At 61.6% G+C, this 18,156-nt stretch carries 15 protein-coding genes; 6 read left to right on the top strand and 9 right to left on the bottom strand.

All coding sequences use genetic code 11. The annotated features are described in order from the left end of the window. Positions 1–141: 141 nt before the first annotated feature. Positions 142–960 (top strand): sulfotransferase family protein, encoded by an 819-nt coding sequence (locus RXV86_RS09630; protein ID WP_316299284.1) that lies wholly within the window; start codon positions 142–144, stop codon positions 958–960. Between the two features lie 88 nt (positions 961–1,048). On the opposite strand, the gene RXV86_RS09625 is transcribed toward RXV86_RS09630, so the two are convergent. From RXV86_RS09625 to cobW, 4 genes are all read right to left on the bottom strand, one after another. Next, positions 1,049–1,393, bottom strand: coding sequence for a phosphotyrosine protein phosphatase (locus RXV86_RS09625; RefSeq protein ID WP_316299283.1), 345 nt, complete (start codon positions 1,391–1,393; stop codon positions 1,049–1,051). Further along, positions 1,390–5,088, bottom strand: a complete 3,699-nt coding sequence (gene cobN / locus RXV86_RS09620) for a cobaltochelatase subunit CobN (protein WP_316299282.1) — start codon at positions 5,086–5,088, stop codon at positions 1,390–1,392. The genes RXV86_RS09625 and cobN overlap by 4 nt, the downstream gene beginning before the upstream one ends. A 68-nt stretch (positions 5,089–5,156) precedes the next feature. Beyond that, positions 5,157–5,609 (bottom strand): GNAT family N-acetyltransferase, encoded by a 453-nt coding sequence (locus RXV86_RS09615; protein WP_316299281.1) that lies wholly within the window; start codon positions 5,607–5,609, stop codon positions 5,157–5,159. After that, positions 5,606–6,688: a cobalamin biosynthesis protein CobW gene (cobW, locus tag RXV86_RS09610; RefSeq protein WP_316299280.1), complete on the bottom strand. Its 1,083-nt coding sequence runs from the start codon at positions 6,686–6,688 to the stop codon at positions 5,606–5,608. Before cobW ends, RXV86_RS09615 begins: the two co-directional genes overlap by 4 nt. 242 nt (positions 6,689–6,930) lie before the next feature. On the opposite strand from cobW, the gene smc reads away from it, so the two are divergent. The 3 genes from smc (at position 6,931) to RXV86_RS09595 (ending at position 13,617) form a co-directional block, all read left to right on the top strand. Beyond that, positions 6,931–10,386, top strand: a complete 3,456-nt coding sequence (smc, locus tag RXV86_RS09605; RefSeq protein WP_316299279.1) for a chromosome segregation protein SMC — start codon at positions 6,931–6,933, stop codon at positions 10,384–10,386. A 103-nt stretch (positions 10,387–10,489) separates the two neighbouring features. Then, on the top strand, positions 10,490–12,517 hold the full coding sequence (locus tag RXV86_RS09600; protein ID WP_316299278.1) for an NADH:flavin oxidoreductase: 2,028 nt from the start codon (positions 10,490–10,492) through the stop codon (positions 12,515–12,517). A 194-nt stretch (positions 12,518–12,711) separates the two neighbouring features. Beyond that, positions 12,712–13,617 carry a LysR family transcriptional regulator gene (locus tag RXV86_RS09595; RefSeq protein WP_316299277.1) on the top strand — a complete coding sequence of 302 codons (906 nt, stop codon included), beginning with the start codon at positions 12,712–12,714 and terminating at the stop codon, positions 13,615–13,617. A 105-nt stretch (positions 13,618–13,722) separates the two neighbouring features. Here RXV86_RS09595 and RXV86_RS09590 read toward each other — a convergent pair whose 3' ends face one another. From RXV86_RS09590 to RXV86_RS09575, 4 genes are read right to left on the bottom strand one after another with little or no spacing between them, the layout of a single operon-like run. Next, positions 13,723–14,676, bottom strand: coding sequence for an OmpA family protein (locus RXV86_RS09590; protein WP_316299276.1), 954 nt, complete (start codon positions 14,674–14,676; stop codon positions 13,723–13,725). Positions 14,677–14,710: 34 nt separating this feature from the next. After that, complete coding sequence (locus tag RXV86_RS09585) at positions 14,711–15,283, bottom strand: peroxidase-related enzyme (protein WP_316299275.1); 573 nt, start codon at positions 15,281–15,283, stop codon at positions 14,711–14,713. Between the two features lies 1 nt (position 15,284). Further along, the gene (locus RXV86_RS09580) at positions 15,285–16,022 is read right to left on the bottom strand and encodes a GNAT family N-acetyltransferase (RefSeq protein ID WP_316299274.1); all 738 of its coding nucleotides are present in this window, start codon (positions 16,020–16,022) and stop codon (positions 15,285–15,287) included. Continuing rightward, positions 16,019–16,741, bottom strand: a complete 723-nt coding sequence (locus RXV86_RS09575) for a molybdopterin-binding protein (protein WP_316299273.1) — start codon at positions 16,739–16,741, stop codon at positions 16,019–16,021. The genes RXV86_RS09580 and RXV86_RS09575 overlap by 4 nt, the downstream gene beginning before the upstream one ends. A 47-nt stretch (positions 16,742–16,788) precedes the next feature. Here RXV86_RS09575 and sfsA point away from each other — a divergent pair, with 47 nt between their 5' ends. Then, the gene (gene sfsA / locus RXV86_RS09570; RefSeq protein ID WP_316299272.1) at positions 16,789–17,487 is read left to right on the top strand and encodes a DNA/RNA nuclease SfsA; all 699 of its coding nucleotides are present in this window, start codon (positions 16,789–16,791) and stop codon (positions 17,485–17,487) included. Between the two features lie 237 nt (positions 17,488–17,724). On the opposite strand, the gene RXV86_RS09565 is transcribed toward sfsA, so the two are convergent. Next, complete coding sequence (locus tag RXV86_RS09565; RefSeq protein ID WP_316299271.1) at positions 17,725–17,901, bottom strand: hypothetical protein; 177 nt, start codon at positions 17,899–17,901, stop codon at positions 17,725–17,727. Positions 17,902–17,916: 15 nt separating this feature from the next. Here RXV86_RS09565 and RXV86_RS09560 point away from each other — a divergent pair, with 15 nt between their 5' ends. Further along, entirely contained in the window at positions 17,917–18,138 is a 222-nt protein-coding gene (locus RXV86_RS09560) for a hypothetical protein (protein WP_316299270.1), read from the top strand. The last annotated feature ends 18 nt before the right edge of the window (positions 18,139–18,156 follow it).

Genomic DNA, 18,156 nt, shown 5'->3' with positions numbered 1-18,156 from the left:
AAGCCGCACACGGGAAACGGCAGACGCGGCGGCTGGGACACAGGCAGGTTCGATCAGCGAAACAGGGTTTGTTTAGGTTTTTGTCAATTGCTATAAGGCAGGAAAGACAAAAAACACGTTTCATTTGGAGGCAGAGCAGTCATGGGGTTTCCCGGAACCTGGATGACGGAAAGCGAAAGTGTCGTTTACCGTGTGGTGCCGAAATGCGCCTGTTCCACAATCGGACAGATCATGTTCTTCTCCGATCACGGCGAGTTCTATGACGGTGACATTCACGATGCCGATCACGGGCTGCACAAATGGGCGCATGAGCGCAGCCAGCCGCTGATCAACGCCAATGTAAAGACCCACGGGTCCTATGCGTTTAGCTGTGTGCGCAACCCCTATACGCGCATCCTGTCGTCATTCTTTGACAAGATCTGTGGTATCCAGCGCAATGGTAAACGTTATCGCGGCAACCTGGTGCCACTGCTTATTCAAAAATACGGGATCGAGGTGGGCGACCCGGAATCCGGCTTCGAGTTTGACCAGATCAAATCGTTTCGCCGGTTCCTGCTGTTTGCCCGCGATACCATCCGTTGGCGCCGACCGATGGACCCGGATATCCATTGGAGTGCGATGAGTGGCCATGTCAGCACCTTCATCGTCAACGGCGGGCGCTATGACAAGATCTTCTGGACCGAGCAGTTCAATGACGGGATGCAAGAGGTTCTGGACGCGATCGAGACCCCGCAGACCGTTGATCTGGGGGCGATTCCGCGCTTCAACGAAAGCGAAGGCCATGGGCCAAAGCGGGCGCATCCGGTCGAGGACTATTTCGACGACATGTCGATGCATCTGATCTACGAGATATTCAAACGCGATTTCGACCTGTTCAAATACGATTTCGAGGATCCGTCGAACAAGATGCCGATCGGCGAGATCGATCTGGACGAAATTCACGCCAAGCTCGGAGATTGATGACGGCGGGACGACGCTCGGCTGCGCCATTGCCCGGCCCATTGTCTCGTGGGGTGGTCGTCTGATGAGTTTGCGAACATAGATCGGGTCAGATTGGCCGGTTTTCCGGCGGTCCGAAGTGATGCGTCAGGCGGGATATGAGAATATCCACCAACTCGCCATCCATGAACTCAAATCGATCTGGAATCTCGAAGGATAGAATTCGTTGCCCTGGTTTCGGCGCGCCAAAGCGCGAGCTGAGCCTGCGTTTCTGACGCTTTTCCATAACGACGAGAAGGTCGGCCCAATAGATCTGTTCCTGAGTCAGGGGTTCGTCGGCGTCATGGCTGAGCCCGGCACAATCAGCGGTTAGTGCGGGCCAGTTGCGGGCGCATTCAACGGCTGTGGGACTGCGTTTGCGGGCTTTGCCGCAAATGAAAAGAACGCGCGTCATTCTATTATCCCTGCGACGCGCGCAGCAGCCGAGTTTGACCGCGGGGTCCAGAGACCGCGGTCGATGGCTTCCTGCAAGCGTTGGGCGATTTCCCTGAGCGCGGGTTCATTGTGCTCTTCAATGAAAGCACGGGTGTCATCGTCTTCGAGAAACGCGGCTTCGACCAGGTCGAAATGGTGGTTCTTGACGGCCCCGGTGGTGGCAGCGAAGGCGAAAAGGTAGTCGACCGAGGCGGCGATTTCGAAAGCTCCCTTGTAGCCATGGCGTTTGATGCCTTCGATCCATTTCGGGTTGACCACGCGCGAGCGGACAACGCGGGCGATTTCGTCGTCCAGCGTGCGGATCAGGGGGCGCTCGGGGCGGGAATGGTCATTGTGGTAGATCGGGCGATCCTGTCCCTGGAGGGTTGATACCGCTGCCGCCGCGCCACCTTCGAACTGGTAATAGTCGTCGCTGTCGAGGATATCGTGCTCGCGGTTGTCCTGATTCTGGACGATGGCGTCGGTCTCGCGCAGGCGGGTTTCGAATCCTGTGCGGTCACGGGTGCCTTCTTGCGCTGCGCCATAGGCGTAGGAGCCCCATTCGAGATAAGCCTCGGCCAGATCAGATTTGTCGGCCCAGAGCCGCTCGTCGATCATTGCCTGAAGGCCTGCGCCATAGGCCCCGGGTTTGGAACCGAAGATGCGGGCAGTTGGGCCGGTGTCACGGGCGCGGGCGGCAGCGGGGTTGATGTCGGCGGGTTCATCAAGTGCCTGCACGGCGCGGGCGGCGCTGTCGAAAAGCGCGATGAGCTGCGGGAAGGCATCGCGGAAGAAGCCTGAGATGCGCAAGGTCACGTCAACGCGCGGGCGGCCTAGGGCGGTGGCGGGGATGATCTCGAACCCTGTAACCCTGCGGTTGGCGGCGTCCCACTTGGGTTTCACCCCCATCAGAGCCAGGGCCTGTGCGATGTCGTCGCCGCCGGTGCGCATGTTGGCGGTGCCCCAGGCGGTGAGCAGCATGGAGCGCGGCCAGTCGCCATGGGTTTGCAGATGTTTCTCGATCAGTAGGCTGGCGGATTTCCAGCCCAGGGTCCAGGCGGTGGGTGTTGGCACGGCGCGGCTGTCGACCGAGAAGAAGTTGCGCCCGGTTGGAAGTGTGTCGAGCCGTCCACGTGTGGGGGCGCCGGATGGCGCCGGGGCGACAAAGTGCCCCTTGAGGGCGCTGAGTAGGCCCGTGCCTTCCATTGGGCCACAGGAACGCAGGGTGGGGCGGATGGTGGTTTCGATTGCCGAGAGAACGGTGCGACTCTGCTCCCCTGGCGGTGGCGTCTCGCCGGTCACCAGTGCTGTCGCCAAGATCTCGAGCCGCTCGATCGTGTCGCCGGTGCTGCGCCAGGTGCCGGGCTGGTCGGCCAGAGCATCGGGGCGGGGCCCTGTCCACCGGGCCGCCATGTCGGCATCGAGTGGGTCGAAATCGAGATGGAGGTCCGCAACCAGCGCCCGGATGAGAGAGGCGTCGGCATCCGCGCCGTCGCCGCGTGGGATGCGAGTGAGGGCGATCAGCAGATCGGTTTCTTGCTGGCCGGCGGGGGATTGGCCGAAAATGTGGAGACCGTCGCGAATCTGGGCCTCTTTCAGTTCGCAGAGATAGGCGTCGAGCTTGGCGAGGTCGGTTTCCTCGTTTTCACCGGTCATGCCGACATCGGCATCCAACCCGGTGACCGAGCTGAGCGAAAGGATTTCGCGACGCAGGTGGTCGATACGCCGGGGATCGACACCGGCGGCTTCGTAATACTCGTCCACCAGCGCCTCGAGGTCGCGCATGGGGCCGTAGGTTTCGGCGCGGGTCAAGGGCGGGGTCAGGTGGTCGATGATCACTGCCTGCGCGCGGCGCTTGGCCTGGGTGCCTTCGCCGGGATCGTTTACGATGAAGGGGTAGACATGCGGTGTAGGGCCGAAGACGGCTTCGGGCCAGCAGGTTTCCGACAGAGCCAAGGCCTTGCCCGGAAGCCATTCGAGATTGCCGTGTTTGCCCATGTGCACGATGGCGTGGGTGCGGTGTTGGTGCCGCAGCCAGAAATAGAAGGCAAGGTAGTTGTGCGGCGGCACCAGGTCGGGGGAGTGATAGGTGTCCATTGGGTCGATGTTGTAGCCGCGTGCGGGTTGGATGCCGACCACCACATTGCCGAATTGCAGAACTGACAGCGAGAAATGACCACAATCGACCGCGCCCCGGGTGAAGAATGGGTCCTCTTCGGGTTTGCCCCAACGCTCTTCAATGGCTTCGCGGAGGGACCAGGGCAGTTGGCCATAGTCGATCTGGTAGTCGGCCATCGACATCTGGACACCGCCCTGGCGGCTTGTGCGGTCGGTGAGCCAGTTGGTCGGCCCTGCAAGGATGGCCTGCATCAAGGCGTCGCTGTCGATAGGCGGATTGGTGACGGTGTAGCCGTCGTTTTCCAGCAGGGTAAGAGCATGGACCGTGGCTGCGGGGGTATCGAGGCCGACGCCATTTGCGAGGCGGCCGTCTTTGTTGGGGTAGTTGGCAAGGACCAAGGCCACTTTGCGACCCGAGGCCGGGGTGTGGCGCAGTTTGCACCAGTTGGCGGTGAGGCGAGCGACGAAATCGATCCTGTCGCCCTGTGCGCGGTAGGTGGCGATGGGGCATTCGGTGGCTTCGTCAAAGAAGGCCTCGCCCTTGAAGCTGATCGCGCGGGTCAGAACGCGGCCGTCGACCTCGGGCAGGGCGACGTTCATTGCGATGTCGCGGGCCGAGAGGCCAGTGAGGCCGGTGGACCATGCTTCCTCGGTCGAGCCTGCGAGCACGAGCTGGAAGACCGGTGCAGCGTTGGCAGCGCCCATGGTGAGCGGGTTCGATGGGCTGTTGTCCCCGGCATGGGGTGAGCCGACGGCGAAGGACGTGGCGTTGAGGATCACGCTGGGCGGGGCCGAAGCGAAGAGAGCTTCAAGCGTGGCGGTTGAGACTGGGTCCTTGAGCGAGGCCACGAATATGGGGAGCGGGTTGAGGCCCTGACGTAAAAGCGAGCGGGTCAGGCGATTGATCGGGTTCAAGCCCGCGCCTTGCACAAGCGCACGGTAGAAGACCACCGGGACAATGGGGGCGTCATCTGTCCAGGCCGCTTGCGCGGCAGACAGATCGGCGATGCCCGCACCGGGCCAGTAAACCCCGGCCCGCAGGAGAGGGGCTGCGGTTGCTGGCTTTTCGCTGCCATCCAGCATCGCGCGGGCGTAGGTGAGGAAGTTGGTGGCATTTTCGGGCCCGCCTTCGACGAGATAGGCCCAGAGCGCGTCGTAATCCGCGTTCAATACGGTGGAGAGGCCTCGCAGCTCGTCATCGGGTTTGTCGTCACCGGGCAGGAGGACGAGAGGCACGCCCGCCTCATGACAGCGGGCGGCGAATTGTTCGGCTCCGTATTTCCAATAGCCGACGCCACCAAGGACACGGGCAATGACCAGGCGTGACTTGGTTGCTGTGTTGTCGAGATGCAGGTCGATCGACATCGGATGGGCGAGGTGGGTCAGGTTGGCCAGCCGCAGAGATGGGGGCGCGGACATTTCCGAGCGGGCCCCGGACAGGGCGGCCAGTTCAGTGTCGGCGGCAGAGATGAACACAACGTCCGCCGGGGTCTGGCCCAGATCGACCGGTTCCTTGCCATCATCGATGGTGCCGGGGGTGGCGGCGAGGAGGTGCATTTATTCGGAACTCCGTTGCCGCGCGGTGGGCGATGATTGAAAATTTGGGGAAAGGTGAAGCAAAGGGATCAGTCCAGCGGCTTTTCCATGAAAATCGAATTGGGGCTGTCCGGATAGTCGCCGAAGGGGCCGCGAAGCTCAAAACCGTGCTTGGCATAGAGGCGATGGGCCGCATCGAGTCCGGTGCCGGTTTCGAGGCGCAGCAGCGGCAGGTCGAGCTCGCGGGCGGTGTCCTCGATCTGACGCAGGATGGCGGCGGCGGTGCCTTTCCCGCGTGCGGCAGGAGAGGTGAACATGGACTTGACCTCGCCATAGCCGTCCATCGCCGCCAGAGCGCCGGTGCCGAGGGTCTCTGACCCGTTGCGCGCGGCGAAGAAATGGATGTTGGGCGCTTTGAGTTCGTTGAGGTCGAGGAAGTGATTGTCCTCGGCTGCGTAGAGCGATTCCATCAGAGCATGGGAGGCCTCGAGCAGGGTACGCGGCCCGGGGGCGAGCGGGTCGGAGGCTTCGACGATGATCATGCGATCAGGGCCTTTTCGATGGCGGCGCGATCGAGACCGGCTTGACCGATCACTACGAGGCGGGTTTCGCGAGCGTCGCCCGACGCGAAAGGTTGATCGAAATAGGTGTCGACGCGCGGGCCGACGGCCTGAATGGCGAGGCGCATCGGTTTACCCGAGACAGCGGCAAAGCCCTTGAGGCGCAGGATGCCGTGGGTGCGGATCGTGTCGGCGATCTGTTCGGCGAAACCGGTGGCGTCGGTGATTTCGGGACGGGTCAAGACGAAGCTTTCGAAATCGTCGTGGTCATGATCGTGATGGTGGTGATGATCATGGTCGTCATCGTGATGATGATCGTCGTCGTGATCGTGGTGATGGTGGTGGACCTCGTGACGGGCGTCGAGGTCGGCCTCGGCGCCGATGCCTTGGCCCAAAAGCACATCCACGGGCAGGGCGCCCATGGTTGATTGGACCACCTGCACGCCGTCGCGGGCGCCGGACTTGATGCCGGTGGTGGTATTGGTGAGTTCGTCATTACTGAGCAGGTCGGACTTGTTCACGACGATCATGTCGGCGCAGGCGAGTTGATCCTCGAACAGTTCTGAAAGCGGGGTTTCGTGGTCAAGGTTTTCGTCGGCTTTGCGCTGGGCCTCGATGGCGGCGAGATTCGAAGCAAAGAGGCCTTCGTGCACCGCTTTGCCGTCGACCACGGTGACAACGCCGTCGACCGTGACCTTGGTCGAGATGCCGGGCCAGTTGAAGGCGCGGACCAACGGCTGCGGCAGGGCCAGGCCGGAGGTTTCAATGACGATATGGTCGGGGGCATTTTCACGCTCGAGCAGAGCTTCCATCGTCGGGATGAAATCTTCGGCCACTGTGCAGCAGATGCAGCCGTTGGAAAGCTCCATGATGTCGTCTTCGGTGCAGGTTTCGTCACCACAGCCCTTGAGCAGGTCACCGTCAACACCAAGATCGCCAAACTCGTTGATGATCAGCGCGATGCGCCGCCCGTCGGCGTTTTCCAGCATGTGGCGGATAAGCGTGGTTTTGCCGGCACCAAGAAAGCCGGTGACGATGGTCGCGGGGGTTTTTGCGGGCATGCGCGTGCTCCTGTTCGTAACGGAGTGTATTTGCGCGGGCCGGGCGGTGAGGGTCAAGCGCGATTGCGCCGTTTGGGTGTGGAAATGCGGCCCTGACAGTCGTGCGGCACCAAGGATACGCAATATTTTGTGGATAAGTCGGCGAAAATCCCCATATCGTGGGGTGACAGCGTTGACTCAGAGCATTTGCTGCCGCCAAATTCGTCGCAATCAAGGAATCACGAGCGAACAGGCAGGCCGTATTGCGCTTTTCCAAACTCAGACTGACCGGCTTTAAAAGCTTTGTCGATCCGACAGAGCTGATCATTGCCGATGGCCTGACCGGGGTTGTCGGGCCGAACGGCTGTGGCAAGTCGAACCTGCTTGAGGCGTTGCGCTGGGTCATGGGGGAAAATCGCCCCACCGCGATGCGGGGCGGCGGCATGGAGGACGTGATCTTTGCCGGGGCGGCGACGCGGCCCGCCCGGAATTTCGCCGAAGTGGCTTTGCTGATTGATAACTCGGAGCGGCTGGCCCCGGCGGGATTCAACGACGAGGACGTGTTGGAAATCGTGCGGCGGATCACCCGCGACGTGGGCAGTGCCTACAAGACCAACAGCAAGGATGTGCGCGCGCGCGACGTGCAGATGCTGTTTGCAGATGCCTCGACCGGGGCGCATTCCCCCGCGCTTGTCCGGCAGGGGCAGATCAGCGAATTGATCAACGCCAAGCCGAAGAATCGGCGGCGTATCCTGGAAGAGGCCGCGGGGATTTCAGGGCTTTACCAACGGCGGCATGAGGCCGAGTTGAAGCTCAAGGGCGCCGAGACCAACCTTGCCCGGGTTGATGACGTGATTGAACAATTGGCCTCGCAATTGGGTCAATTGGCACGTCAGGCCAAGCAGGCGGCACGGTATCGCGCGATTGGTGAAGACCTGCGCCGGTTTGAAGGCATGTTGTTGTATCGTCGCTGGAAAGAAGCCGATGAGGCCCTGGCCAAGGCCAGCGAGGAGTTGCGTGGCAAGGTGACCGGCGCGGCACAGGCCGAGGGTGCGGCGCGGCAGGCGGCCAAGCTGCGGCAGGAGAAAGAGGACACGCTGCCGCCGTTGCGCGAGGAAGAGGCGATTGCAGCGGCGGTGTTGCAGCGTTTGCAGGTCCAGCGCGATACGTTGCAGGATCAAGAAACCCGCGCCCGTGAGGCGATCGAGACGCTTGAGCGACGGATTCATCAGCTGGGCGCGGATATGGAGCGAGAATCCGGCCTGAACCGCGACGCGGGTGAGACTATCGAACGGCTGGAATGGGAGGCGCGCGAGCTTGCCAAGGCGGGCGAAGGGCACGATGCCCGGCTGGAAGAGGCGTCGAAGGAGGCGCACGAGGCAGCACGGGTGCTGTCCGAACGTGAAGGCGATCTGTCAACGCTGACCGAAGATGTGGCGCGTCTGGCAGCACGGCATCAGTCGGCGCATCGCTTGTTGGAGGACAGCCGCAAGACACTGGATCGCAGCGAAGCAGAAGCTGGCAAGGCCAAGGCGGCGATGGATGAAGCGCAGGCTTCTTTGGAGAAGGCCGAGACCGATTTCGGGGTGGCTGGCGAGGCCGAGACAGCAGCGGTTACCAAGGCTGCCGAGGTTGAAGAGGCGCTGAACCAGGCCGAGGTGGCACGGGCGGAAACTCAAGCTCGCGAGGCGGATGCACGGGCCGAACGGTCCGAGGCCGAAGGCGAGGTCAACGCGCTGAGCGCCGAGGCAAACGCGCTTGCCAAGCTGGTAGAACGTGACACCGCCGAGGGTGGTCAGATCCTCGACCGTTTGCAGGTTGAACAGGGCTATGAAAAGGCATTGGGTGCAGCACTGGCCGACGATCTGCGCGCGCCCGAGGTGGAAGAAGATGGGCCGTCGGGCTGGACAGAATTGCCGGGCTATGCCCAAGCACAAGTATTGCCGGGTGGCGTTGATGCGCTGACCAACCATGTTTCGGTGCCAGATGTGCTGGCGCGGCGGATGAGCCAGATCGGGCTGGTCGAGGCCGAAGATGGGCCGGGTTTGCAGGCGGACCTGAAACCGGGTCAGCGGCTGGTGACTTTGGAAGGCGATCTTTGGCGTTGGGATGGTTATCGTGCCTGGGCTGAGGATGCGCCGAGCGCGGCGGCGCTGCGTTTGCAACAACTGAACCGCCTTGAGGCGTTGAAACAGCAGATGGAAACAGCCACGGCGCGAGCAGACGGGGCCAAGCGGGCGCATGAGATGCTGCAACAGCGGCTGGCCGATCTGACCGAGGCGGACAAGCGGGCGCGCGAAGCACGACGGGCGGCGGATACGGCGGTCAATGATGCAGCGCGGGCGCTGAGCCGGGCCGAGGCGGATCGCAATTTGGCCTCTTCGCGGTTGGAGAGTTCGGGGTTGGCGGTGACGCGGCACGAGGAAGACGCGATGGCCGCGCGTACGCAGATGGCCGAGGCCGAAAAAGGTGTGGCCGACCTGGGTGATCTGGATGCGGCGCGAGCGCAAGTTGAAGATATCAAGATGACGGTCGAGGCGGCGCGGATCACGATGATGTCGCGCCGGTCGGCCCATGACGAATTGCGCCGGGAGGGTGAGGCGCGTCTGAAACGGTCGCAGGAAGTGGCCAAGGAAGTTTCGGGCTGGAAACACCGGTTGGAGACCGCAGGAAAGCGGATTGCCGAGCTGGCGGAACGCAAGGAAGCGTCCGAGGGTGAATTGAAGGAGGCCAATGCGGCCCCCGCCGAGATTGCCGCCAAGCGAGAAGAGTTGTCGGATGCAATTGACGAGGCGGAAGCGCGGCGCAGGAGCGCCGCGGATGCGCTGGCCGCGGCCGAGAATGCGCAGCGCGATGCTGTGACGGCCGAGCGCGAAGCGGAACGTGCGGCCGGCGAGGCACGCGAGGCGCGAGCGCGGGCGGAAGCACGGGCTGATGCAGCGCGCGAAACCGTGGTGTATGCCGAGGAACGTATTCGCGAAGAACAAGAATGCGATCCAGGCGAGCTATTGGAAAGCCTGGACGCCGATCCTGACAAGATGCCGGCGTCTGAAGCGATCGAGGCCGATGTGAACCGGTGGAAACGGCAGCGTGATGCGCTGGGTGCGGTGAACCTGCGGGCCGAGGAAGATGCCCGCGAGGTGCAGCTAGAACATGACGAGTTGGTTAAGGAAAAGACCGATCTGGAAGAAGCGATCCGCACACTTCGCAACGGCATTGCCAGCCTGAACCGCGAAGGGCGCGAGCGGTTGCTGACGGCGTTCGAGCAGGTGAACTCGAATTTCACCCTGCTGTTTCGGCACTTGTTTGGTGGCGGCGAGGCGAACCTTGTGCTGGTGGAAAGCGAGGATCCGCTGGAGGCGGGGTTGGAGATCATGTGCCAGCCACCGGGCAAGAAGCTGTCGACCCTGTCGTTGCTCTCCGGCGGTGAACAGACCCTGACTGCGCTGGCGCTGATCTTTGCGGTGTTTCTGGCCAACCCGGCGCCGATCTGTGTTCTGGACGAGGTCGACGCGCCGCTGGATGACGCTAACGTAACCCGATTCTGTGATCTGCTGGACGAAATGTGCCGCCGGACGGACACACGATTCCTGATCATCACCCACCATGCGGTGACCATGGCGCGTATGGACAGGCTGTTCGGGGTGACGATGCAGGAGCAGGGCGTGAGCCAATTGGTGAGCGTGGACCTGAAGAAAGCCGAACAGATGGTGGCATGAAGCTGTTGTCGTGAATGGCGGCCGCGAGTGTCGACTTTCTACACGATCACGAATGTCCAAAGCATAGTATTGGAAACGCATCCCCTATTCGAAAGGCGATTTCGTGGACCCACTGCTTGAGCCCTTCCAGCTACGCCACCTGACCCTGCGCAACCGGATCATGAGCACGGCCCATGCGCCGTCGTTTCAGGAGGGCGGACATCCGCGCGAGCGCTACAGGCTTTATCACGAGGAAAAGGCCAAGGGGGGCATCGGGCTGAGCATTATTGGCGGGTCGACCAATATCGCGCCGGACAGCCCGTCGGTTTTCGGGCAGCTTTATGCTGGGGATGACAGCATCATTCCGTGGTTCAAGGAATTGACCGATGGTGTGCGATCCCACGGCGCCGCCGTGATCTGCCAGATTACCCATATGGGGCGGCGCACCGCCTGGGATAACGGGCATTGGCTGCCGGTGGCGGGGCCGTCGGGCACGCGCGAAAGGGCACACCGGTCCTTTCCCAAGGCGATGGAGCAGGAGGACATCACCCGGGTCATCGGTGATTTCGCCAGCGCGGCGCAAAGGTGTCAGCTCGGCGGGTTTGATGGGATCGAGCTGTTGTCGCATTCGCATCTTCTGGGGCAATTCCTGTCGCCGCTGGTCAACAAGCGCGATGATGATTACGGCGGGTCGCTGGACAATCGGATGCGCCTGAGCCTGCAGGTTGTTGAAGCAGTGCGCGACACGGTGGGGCCGGACATCGTGCTGGGCATGCGCATCACCGGGGATGAACTTCTGGACGGCGGATTGAGCGGAGAGGAATGTGTCGAGATTGCCCGCAAGCTGGCGGAGACGGGAGCGGTCGATTTCCTCAACGTACTGGCGGGCGCGCCTTATGACGATCTGGGTCTGGCCGGTTGGGTGGCGCCGATGGGAATGCCCTCGGCCCCGCATCTGGGGATTGCCGGGCAAATCCGCGCGGCGGTGGACATTCCGGTGTTTCATGCGGGTGGTATTGCCGACATTGCCACCGCCCGCCATGCGGTGGCCGCGGGGCATGTGGATCTGGTCGGCATGACCCGGGCGCATATCGCCGACCCATACCTGGTGAACAAACTGAGACAAGGAGATGAAGAGCGTATCCGGCCCTGTGTCGGGCTGGGATACTGTGTCGACCGGGTCAATCAGGGCAAGCCGGCGGTCTGCGGTCACAACGCGGCGACCGGGCGCGAGCAGGTGATGCCGCATGTCCTTGAACGCGCCCACAACCGACGCAAGGTGGTGATCGCCGGCGGCGGGCCCGGTGGAATGGAGGCCGCGCGGGTTTGCGCTGAAAGGGGCCATGAGGTTGTGTTGTTCGAGGCCGGGGATCGGTTAGGTGGTCAGATCAATCTTGCGGCCAAAGGGATGACCCGGCGGCAGATCTGGGGCGTGGCCGACTGGCTGATGACAGAGGTTGCCCGGCTGGGCGTGGACGTTCGGTTGAATACATATGTCGAAGCCGCAGATGTAATGGCGGAAGCCCCCGATCTGGTGGTTGTGGCAACTGGTGGTTGGCCCGAGACGCCCGATGTTCCGGGTGGGGATATCGCGATCTCGGGCTGGGATGTTTTGGGAGGTGAGGCGCGCCTGTCAGGCGAGGTCCTGCTATTTGACGAAGTCGGTGATCAACCCGCAACGGTCTGTGCGGATGTATTGGCGCGCGCAGGGGCCATGGTCACCATGGTGACGCCGGACCGGATGGTGGCGCATGACCTTGGGCCGACGAATGCAGCGGTCGTGCTGCGTGATCTGGTACGTCAGGGCGTCGTCTTTGAGTGTTTCCTTGATCTGGTCGGAATCGCAGCAGAGGGCAATCGCAAGCGCGTGGTCTTGCGCCATGTTCTGACCGGAGAGACGAGTGAGCGGCTATGCGACCATGTGGTCGTTGAAAACGGATCGGTTCCAGTAGAAGCGCTCTATCACGATCTGAAACCACAATCGCGCAATATGGGGCAATTGGATCAGGTGGCGTTGATCGCCGGGACGGATCCGTTCGTGGTGAATAACCCGCTAGGGCAATATGATCTCGCCCGGATCGGCGATGCGGTTGCCGCGCGCAACATCCATGCCGCTATCCTTGATGCCCTACGAGTTTGCAAGAATTTCTAGAAAGGCTTAGTGCGCAAGGGGAGGAGTAAAAAAAGGCCAAATTCCGTTCTGGCAACACTTGTTTCACCGTTTCCCTGCCTTGAACGATCCGTGACAAAACCCCGACATTATCCAATCAGCGCCCGTATTCTGCCCAATTTCACCGTCATACCTGACCCTCGAGACAAGAATGAAAAGTTATTGAGGGATCACACATGGATCGCCTGACCGAGATGGAAGCCTTTGCCACTGTGGTGGACCAAGGCGGCTTTACCGACGCGGCCAAGAAGATGGGCATTTCGAAATCTGCGGTTTCGAAACATGTCTCGTCACTTGAGGCCCGTCTGGGCGCACGCCTATTGAACCGGACCACACGGCGGGTCAGCCCGACCGAGATCGGTCTTGCATACTATGATCGTGCACGTCGCGTGTTGAATGATGCGGGTGAGGCGGATGCGCTGGTCTCTTCGATGCAATCGGACCCTTCCGGTCTTCTCAGGATCAGCGTGGCGACCGACTTTGGCGTCAACCACCTGAGCCCGGTTCTGGGCGATTTCCTGTCGGATTTCCCCGATATCACCGTCAACATGGTGTTGAACAACCGTTATGTTGAGTTGATCTCCGAAGGCTTTGACATGGCAATCCGTATTGGTGAGCTGGAAGACAGCACCCTACGCGCCCGTAAGCTGACCGAGACGACCAAACGAATGATCGCGAGCCCGGAGTACTTCAAACGCTATGGCCGGCCCGAGCGGATTGACGATCTGAACGAACACAAGCTTCTGCATTACTCGAGCCAGTCGACCGGCAATGTCTGGAAGCTGACTGCGCCGTCCGGGGAAAAGCGCCAGGTGCGCACCGCAGGCTGGCTGAGCGTGAATGACGGACAGAGCCTGCTGAATGCGGCCATCTCCGGCCTTGGTATCGCCTATCTGCCGAGCTTCCTTTACGCCGAAGCCATGGCCCAGGGCCTGGTCGAGGACGTGATCCCCGATCTGCCTACAGAGACCCAGGGCATCTATGCGGTTTACCCGCCGGGTCGCTTTACCCAGCCCAAGGTCCGCGCCTTCATCGACTTCCTGGTGCATTCGTTTGGCGAGAAAGGCCCGAATGACTGGTGATCGAACACCCAAGAGTTTCCCATGAGGGATGCCCGCCAGGGCAACCTCCGCAACCCAACTGGCCCCGGATACGCTCCGGGGCCTTTTTTTACCGAAAGGCTGGAGTTATTCGGTGTTCAGAAGCACGGCCTCGACCCGTCTGTTTTGGTCGCGGCCTTCGGGCGTCAGGTTGGTTGTGACGGGTGAGAGATAGCCCATGCCTTCGGCGTCGAGTTGGCCGCGCGGCACACCATGGGCCGAGACCAGGCGTTCCAGCACAGATGCCGCTCGGCGTTTTGACAGGGCGATATTCCCAGCAAGGGCGCCAACGGCATCGGTATGGCCGACCAGGGCGACGCGGCGGTTGGGATCGGCGCTGAGAAATCCGGCCAGTTCCGCCAGCGAGGTGAAGTCGCCAGCGCCGAGGGCGGACGAGCCGGTCTCGAACGCCAGGTCGCCAAGGATGGCATGGCCGCGCCGTTCCAGCTGTTCGGCCAGGGGCAGATCGGTGCCTGGATCAGTCGTGGTGGTCGAGGTTGGTTTTGTGCGCACAGATGAGCCGGTTGTGTTGGTGACAGGTGCCATTTTGCCCGGAGGGGTGATGGTGGTGATCTGGACGAAACCTGCGCTGGAACTGCGGCTGGCCAGGATTGTAACGTGTTCGGCAGCGCCGGTACCCGCGCCCCGCGAGGCGGCAAGGTAGCGATAGTCGAACAAGTCGATATGCATATGCGGAGCGGGGAACACTTCGAGCCGGTAACGGAAGTCGAAACCGCCGCAGGTCGCAGCCTCACATTCGAAGAGGATGTCGAAACCCTCTTCCCTGAGCTGGTCACGCAGAGGCGATACGAGTTGCAGCGTGGTGATGCCCTGGACATCGATCCGCCAAGCCGCGCGGGACACAGCGCCCTCGACGGTTGCGAGCGGCATCGCGCCGTCAGCGAACCCTGCGGTGGCCAAGGTGTGGGCGTCGGGCGACGTGTCATCGCGGGTGGTTTCGCGAGCGTTGCCGGGCAACGACAGTTCGAACGCCAACACCCCGGCCGCAAAGAGTGGTAGGAGCAGGCAGGCAAGCGCCACGGTCCGGACGTATCCCGGACACATGGGGCCGGGTCTACCGCGACTTGGCGTGGTATTCGTCATTCGGACGCATGTCGGTGGCTGAAGCCACGCGGTTGGACATGTTGTAGAAGCCGGCGACGTTGGCAATGTCCCAGATATCGCGATCCGAGAAGCCGACGTCACGCAGGCGCTGGCGGTGTTTTTCTTCGATCTTGTGGCTTTCGATGGTCATCATCTCGGCGAATTCAAGCATGGCGTATTGGCGTTCGTCCAGATCGGCGGCTCGCCAGTTCATCACCATCATTTCGCCCAGCATTGGGTTGCCCGAAAGCGCGCGCACCGCCTCGCCATGGGCGGTCAGGCAGTAGAAGCACTTGTTGATCGAACTGACCGCGACGGCGATCATTTCACGTTCCAATTTCGACAGACCCGAGGGGGCCAGCATCAAGTCATTATAGAGCGCGGTGAAGGCGTTGAGCTTGTCGATGTCGAACGCATAGGCCTGAAGCACGTTTGGAATCATGCCTAGTTTGTCGGTGCAGATGTCGAAGTATTTTTGCGTGGCCTCGGGGAGTGGATCGATCATTGGCAGATCGAGTGCGGTGGGTTGTTTGGCGTCACTCATGTCAGGCATCTTTCAGTTTGCGATAGTGATACTGTCCCACAAGGGTCATCCCGAGGGAAGAGTAGAGCGCGTTGGCGCCGGTGTTGGCCTGGGTACAGACCACAGACATGGTATCAGCCCCATGTTTGTGCGCCCAGAAGGCAGCGCGTCGCATCATCCATTTACCGAGGCCTTGTTGGCGCTGGTGGTTCAGGATTTCCAGCGCGTGGACCATGGCGATGCCGTTATGGATGGCGACAAAGGCGCAGCCGCCGGGGTGGTCGTTCCAGCGCGCGACGATAGCCGTCTTCGGGCCTGTCGCGCGGTGCATGACATTGATGCGGCCTTCGCCGATGCCACCCTCGGCCCACATGTCGCGCATGATGGCAAGCGGTTCCCACACTGGGATGGCGGTGACCGGTGGGATAGGTTCGGTGGTCAGCAGATTGATGTTGCAGGCATAGAGGTTGACTGGGTCAACGATGGGGTAGCCACGCGCGGCAAGTTGGGTGTCGAGGTCGGACTGGCCCTCGCGAACCATGAAGATCGGCGGCTGGTCGCCCACGTTGAGGGTTTTCATTTCCTCTTCCGCGGTGGCAATGTCGTCAGCCGTTACAGGCTGATCTGTAGTAGCGGCGGCAACGCGTTGGCCACCCCCGGCACCCTTGCGGAGGGTGAAGGGGCTGTAGGAGACGTATTCTGCCGCCGGCCATGTGCCGTCGATCACGTCATAGAGGGTGTGGGCGTCGGGTAGGGTCATTCGGAGAACATCGCGCTGAGTTTGGTCATGGCAGCATCCAGCATCGCACCGTCATGGCCGCGGATCACGATATGGGCGCCAAAGATGCCGCCCTGGGAAAATGGGTAGGAGCCGATTGAGAGGTCGGAAAACTCGCTGGCCAGATCAGCCAGCGGCCCGGCAATATCGCCTTCGCCACGGTTGATGCGCAGGGTCTGGCTGAGCAGGGGTGCGCCGCCAGTGAGTGTTGGCAAAACGCTGGCGACCATGGCTTGGAAGATCGTCGGCACTCCGGCCATGACGTGTACGTTTTCGAGCTTGAAACCGGGGGCGGCGGAGACCGGGTTGTCGATCAGGCTGGCGCCATCGGGGATGCGCGCCATACGCAGGCGGGCCTCGTTCAATTCAGTGCCGGTGCGCTGATAGTATTCTTCAAGGATGGCACGGGCGTCGTCGCGCACGTCGATGTGCGCATTGAAAGCAGCAGCGATGCAATCGGCGGTAATGTCGTCATGGGTCGGGCCAATGCCGCCCGAAGTGAAAACATGGGTATAGGTCTCGCTGAGCGCCCTTGTGGCGTCGGTTATGGCTGACGGATCGTCCGAGACCACACGGACCTCTTTCAGGTCGATGCCCGCCGTGGCTAGTTCCCCGGCGAGGTGGTGCATGTTGGCGTCGCGGGTGCGGCCCGAAAGGATTTCGTCGCCGATCACGATCATGGCGGCGGTGGGGTTCGGCATCGGCGGGCTCCTTGCATGGGCGCGTACCTCGGTATAGGCCCGCATTCATGCGGTTTCAAACAGCTCTTCAACCGGCGCGGCTGATCCGGCGCTATAAGCGGTTCCTGGCGGACATTCGTCTGGAGGATGGGCGCGAGGTGACGGCGCATTGCGCCAATCCTGGCTCGATGATGGGGCTGGCCGAAGAAGGCACGAAGATTTGGGTTGAACCGAACGATGATCCGAAGAAGAAACTGAAATTCGGCTGGCGGCTGGTGGACCATGGAAACGGGCATTTCACCGGGGTGGATACCAGCGTGCCCAACCGGGCGCTGAAGGCGTCTTTGGTGGCGGGTGAGGTGCCGGGATTGCAGGCGCCGATGGTGCGGCCCGAGGTCAAGTATGGCGACAACAGCCGGATTGATTTCCTGCTGTCGGGGGACGGGCCGGATACATATGTCGAGGTCAAATCGGTAACACTATGCCGCGAGGCGGGGCTGGCGGAATTCCCGGATTCGCGCACCGCACGGGGGTTGAAGCATTTGCAGGAGCTTTCTGTTGTGGCTCAGAATGGCGCACGGGCGGTGATGCTTTATTTGGTGCAACGTACTGATAGTGACCGGGTGAGCATCGCGGGGGATATCGACCCTGCCTATGCGGAAGGCTTAATTGCGGCACGACAGGCCGGGGTCGAGGTGATGGCGTTTGATTGCCGGATCACACCGGAGGAGATCACATTGGGCAAGGCATTGCCGTTTGTTGGATGAATACCCGCCCTCGGGCGTCTCCCTCCCATGCAGAGGTTGCGCTTGTGACACGGCGTGCCTCAGCCCACCCTGACGCCCTCGGGCGGGTATGGGGGTGGATCACTCGGGCCGGGTCAGTTTGATCGACTGGTCATAAGTGAAACGGGTGATATGGGTGTCCTTGCCGGGCTCGGGCAACCACGAGGAAAACAGCCCCGTCTGCTTCCTGCGCATGACTTGCCGTGTCTCCGGGTCGATTTAAACCGTGTCGGGCGACCCAACGAATGTGTTGCCCGTAATCGGGTTCGGATCGGTCCAGGTGGTTTCGTCGATGGTCGGGGTCATCGCCCCGCCCTTTGTGCCCGAGACAGTGCGCAACGGCGTTTCCACGATCGACTGATAGGTCAATGTGACATTGCCCGAAGCGTCGATCACCTTTTTCTCGTGACGATGCGAGGGGCGCTGTTAGGCATCAAGCGTGCCGCCGTCAAACAAGGCGGTGATTTCTTCATGGCAGTCATCCGCGACGGCTGGCGGGGCGGCGAAAAGAGCCAGGGCAAAGCAATATGGGCGTATGGAAAATTCATCCGTTTGAAAAGAAATGTGTGCCAAACTCAGGGCGTTGCGATCGTTCAGATCAAGAGCGGCACACACTCTGGCCCTTGGACGTGAACTGGCCTAAGAAGGGCG

Origin of the sequence: Aliisedimentitalea sp. MJ-SS2 (genome assembly GCF_032586155.1) — a bacterium.
In the GTDB taxonomy this organism is placed as follows: Bacteria; Pseudomonadota; Alphaproteobacteria; order Rhodobacterales; family Rhodobacteraceae; genus JAWHTC01.
This window is presented reverse-complemented; position numbering and strand designations above follow the sequence as displayed.

What these genes read in the sequence shown, in the direction of transcription:
- RXV86_RS09625 (WP_316299283.1), bottom strand. Translation starts at nt 1,393, where the DNA reads ATGACGCGCGTTCTTTTCATTTGCGGCAAAGCCCGCAAACGCAGTCCC.
- RXV86_RS09630 (WP_316299284.1), top strand. Translation starts at nt 142, where the DNA reads ATGGGGTTTCCCGGAACCTGGATGACGGAAAGCGAAAGTGTCGTTTAC.
- RXV86_RS09615 (WP_316299281.1), bottom strand. Translation starts at nt 5,609, where the DNA reads ATGATCATCGTCGAAGCCTCCGACCCGCTCGCCCCCGGGCCGCGTACC.
- RXV86_RS09580 (WP_316299274.1), bottom strand. Translation starts at nt 16,022, where the DNA reads ATGACCCTACCCGACGCCCACACCCTCTATGACGTGATCGACGGCACA.
- cobN (WP_316299282.1), bottom strand. Translation starts at nt 5,088, where the DNA reads ATGCACCTCCTCGCCGCCACCCCCGGCACCATCGATGATGGCAAGGAA.
- cobW (WP_316299280.1), bottom strand. Translation starts at nt 6,688, where the DNA reads ATGCCCGCAAAAACCCCCGCGACCATCGTCACCGGCTTTCTTGGTGCC.
- RXV86_RS09595 (WP_316299277.1), top strand. Translation starts at nt 12,712, where the DNA reads ATGGATCGCCTGACCGAGATGGAAGCCTTTGCCACTGTGGTGGACCAA.
- RXV86_RS09560 (WP_316299270.1), top strand. Translation starts at nt 17,917, where the DNA reads ATGCGAGGGGCGCTGTTAGGCATCAAGCGTGCCGCCGTCAAACAAGGC.
- sfsA (WP_316299272.1), top strand. Translation starts at nt 16,789, where the DNA reads ATGCGGTTTCAAACAGCTCTTCAACCGGCGCGGCTGATCCGGCGCTAT.
- RXV86_RS09585 (WP_316299275.1), bottom strand. Translation starts at nt 15,283, where the DNA reads ATGAGTGACGCCAAACAACCCACCGCACTCGATCTGCCAATGATCGAT.
- RXV86_RS09575 (WP_316299273.1), bottom strand. Translation starts at nt 16,741, where the DNA reads ATGCCGAACCCCACCGCCGCCATGATCGTGATCGGCGACGAAATCCTT.